At 63.1% G+C, this 3,724-nt stretch carries 2 protein-coding genes; both read left to right on the top strand.

The annotated features are described in order from the left end of the window. Nucleotides 1-330: 330 nt before the first annotated feature. A protein-coding gene (locus tag UNPA324_RS11000) for an IS3 family transposase (RefSeq protein ID WP_141934687.1) occupies nucleotides 331-1,505 on the top strand; the annotation gives its coding sequence in 2 pieces (ribosomal slippage) (nucleotides 331-640 and nucleotides 640-1,505; 1,176 coding nt in all). 348 nt (nucleotides 1,506-1,853) lie between these two features. Next, nucleotides 1,854-3,724, top strand: a 1,871-nt coding sequence (locus tag UNPA324_RS11005; protein ID WP_141938821.1) for an alkaline phosphatase family protein, incomplete at its 3' end; no start/stop codon positions are given.

The following is a 3,724-nucleotide window of genomic DNA, read 5'->3' on the forward strand; positions in this document are numbered from 1 at the left end:
TCCGGTTGCCCTGTTTTTCCGCTATGCATGAAGCACACGCAGTCTGCTCTTGGCATGGCGGTTCGATGGGAGCCAACCGGCTCCCGGCCTTCCCTGCGCCCTCTTCATTTTCAGAGGGTGAAGCATCGAGGCAAAGCTCGGGCGAAATGCGCCGCGAGGTTGCGAAGGTGTGCCTGCAATCGAAATGTTAGCCGTAGCGCGAATCCGATTCCACTTGCTCCGTCATTGCGAGCGCAGCGAAGCAATCCAGAGTCTTTTCGAGGAGAGATTCTGGATTGGACCTCCCCTAAATCGGTGGACACCTATAGCTTAGGCAGCGAGAGGTGTCAGATGGCAAAACGGCAACGTCGGTCCTATTCGGACGAGTACAAGCGGCAGGCGGTTGATCTGGTTTTGTCGAGCGGTCGGTCGGCGAAGTCAGTATCGAAGGAGCTCGGGCTTGACGGCTCCGTGCTCAGCCGATGGGTGAAGGAGCCGGGCACGGTGAGAGCCGGCGGCAGCGCCGTGGCGCCCACATCGCAGGGGGCGGTGCCGTCGGCGGACCAGGCTGACGTGATCGCGCGGTTGCAGCGGGAAAACGAACAGCTGCGGATGGAGCGCGACATTTTAAAAAAGTCGATCGCGATCTTTGCTGGACCCCGGACATGAGGTTCCGCTTCATCGAAGATCGCCGCGCGGACTATCCGGTCCAAACCATGTGCCGTGTGCTCGGCGTCTCGCCCGCAGGCTACTATGCTTGGCGGGCGCGGCCGGAAAGCCCCCGGGCCGCGGCCAATCGAGAGTTGCTGGAGGACATCACGCGGGTCCATCGCGACAGTCATGGCCGCTATGGCAGCCCGCGCATCCATGTCGAACTCAAAGCCCAGGGACATCATGCCAGCCGTGGCCGGATCGAGCGGCAGATGCGCGACCATGGCGTTCGGGCCATCTCGGTCGGGCCGCGACGATGCCGCACCACCGACAGCGGGCATGGCTTCCCGATCGCGCCCAACCTGCTCGGCCGAAACTTCGCGGCCGCCATGCGCAATCAGGTCTGGCTCGCCGACATCACCTATGTCTGGACCGGCCAGGGATGGCTGTACCTGGCCGCCATCATGGATCTGTACAGCCGTCGTATCGTGGGCTGGGCGATGGACGAACATCTGCGCGCCGAATTGCCGCTCGCCGCATTAAGGATGGCGATCAAGGGACAAAAGCCCGGTGCTGGCCTGATCCATCACTCCGATCGCGGCATCCAATATGCTTCAACCGACTACCGCCAAGCGCTGCAAGCCGCCGGCTTCCGGCCTTCGATGAGCCGCAGAGCCGACTGCTACGACAATGCCCCGATGGAAAGCTTCTTCCACACGCTCAAGACCGAACTGATCCATCACCGTCAATATGCAACCCGCAATGAAGCAGAGCGCGACATCTTCTCCTACATCGAGGGCTTCTACAATCATCACCGCAGACACTCGGCTATCGGCTATATCAGCCCGGTCGAGATGGAGCTAAAATCGGCTTGAACCCTGTCCACTTTTTTGGGGGAAGATCAGGATTGCTTCGCTACGCTCGCAATGACGATGTTGAGGCAGTTGTGCGCCCAAACGACTGTCTCGTGCCCCGGACGCTGCGCAGCACCAAGTGGTGCGCTGCAGAGCCGAGGCCCATGTGGCGGCGCGTGCTGTGGCCTGCTGGGTCCCGGCTCTGCGCTGCAACGCTAAAAGCGTTGCAGCGCGTCCGGGACACGTGTGTGCTCCCTGCCCTTCTTTGCATGGCTCTCCGCTCTTGTAACAAGACCGTCATGCAGCGAAACTAAACGATCCGGGGGGCCGCGGGTTGCGGCCATGCCGCTCACCGCAGGGAGAGATCTGATGCGCCGTTCATTGCTGTTGCTGTCCGCCGGATTGACCCTGTTGTCCACCGGATTGGCCTCCGCCCAGAACAACACGCCCCGCAATTTGATCCTGTTCATTCCGGACGGTCTGCGCGCTCTGAAGGTCAACCCCGACACCGCGCCCGCCATGGCCGAGGTCCGTGACAAGGGCGTCAACTTCAAGAACCCGCACTCGCTCTTCCCGACCTTCACCATGGCCAACGGCTCGGCGATGTCGACCGGCCATTATCTCGGCGATACCGGCGTGTTCTCCAACACGATCTGGACCGGCTATACCTCCGTCCCGGCCGGCAATACCGTGGTCCCCTTCATCGAGAACGACGAGGTGCTCGGCGACATCGACGAGCATTTTGGGGGCAACTACCTCAACGAGGACACCATCTTGAAGATGGCCCGCGACAAGGGGTACAGCACCGCTGCGCTCGGCAAGCACGGTCCGACGTACCAGTTCGACCATACCGACAAGCCCGAAAAGGCGGGCTTGCATTCGATCGTGTTCGACGACGCCACCGGCGGCAAGCACGGAGTGGCCCTGTCCGACGAAGTGAAGGACGCGCTGACCAAGGCCGGCCTGCCCACCGCAACGCCGCCGCGCGGCGACAATTCCAAGGCGGGCGATGCCAAGACGCCGGGTACCACGGTGGCCAACGTCGCGCAGCAGGCCTATTTCGCCGACGTCGCCGCCAAGGTGGTGCTGCCGATGTTCAAGGCCCGCAACAAGCCGTTCGTGCTGGTGTTCTGGTCGCGCGATCCCGACGGCAGCCAGCACAATACCGGCGACAGCCTCAACCAGATCAAGCCCGGCATCAACGGCCCGACCTCGATGGCCGGCATCAAGAACGCCGACAACAACCTCGCCCAGCTGCGCAGGGCGCTCGACGAGCTCGGGCTCACCGCCTCGACCAACATCATCGTCTCGGCTGACCACGGCTTCTCCACCATCTCGAAGGAGAGCAAGACCAGCGCCTCGGCCAAGGTCGACTACGACGACACGCCGAAGGATTTCCTGCCGATGGGTTTTCTGGCGCTCGATCTCGCCAAGGCGCTCGACCTGCCCTTGTTCGATCCCAACGACAAGAACGCGAAGGTCGAAGGCAACAAGCATCCCAAGGCCGGCAACGGCGTGCTCGGCAAGGATCCGGAGAAGCCCGATCTCGTCGTCGCCACCAATGGCGGCTCCGACCTCGTCTATCTCCCGAACAAGGACAAGAAGCTGGCGGAGAAGACCATCAAGGCGCTGCTCCAGCAGGACTACGTCTCAGGCCTGTTCGTCGAGGATTCGCTCGGCCGCTTCCCCGGCACGCTGCCGCTGTCTCGCATCAATCTGCACGGCAAGGCCGCGACGCCGACGCCGTCAATCGTCGTCAACTTCCGCTCCTACGCCAGCGATTGCGGCGAGGCGCCGACCAATTGTTCGGTGCAGGTCGCCGACACCGTGCTGCGCCAGGGCCAGGGCATGCATGGCAGCTTCAGCCGCGGTGACACCATGAACTTCATGGCCGCGATCGGACCGGACTTCAAAGCCGGCTTCGTCGACGAGCTGCCGGTCAGCAATGCCGACGTCGGCATGACGGCCGCCCGGCTCATGGGCCTGCGCGCGACGCAGAAAGGAGACCTGGTCGGCCGCGTGATGTCGGAGGCCATGCCCAACGGCACCGTGCCAAAGGCCTATGTCGGCACGCTGAAGTCCAAGCCCGCCGAGGGCGGCCTGACGACAGTGCTGAACTTCCAGCGCATCGGCAGCCAGCGCTATTTCGACGCCGCCGGTTTCCCGGGCCGCACGCTGGGGCTCGAGCAAGACGCCGGCAAACAAAAAACGGCGGGGGAAAAAACCCCCCCCCCGATCGC

The sequence above is a fragment of the Bradyrhizobium sp. UNPA324 genome (assembly GCF_006658635.1).
Taxonomy (GTDB): domain Bacteria; phylum Pseudomonadota; class Alphaproteobacteria; order Rhizobiales; family Xanthobacteraceae; genus Bradyrhizobium; species Bradyrhizobium nanningense.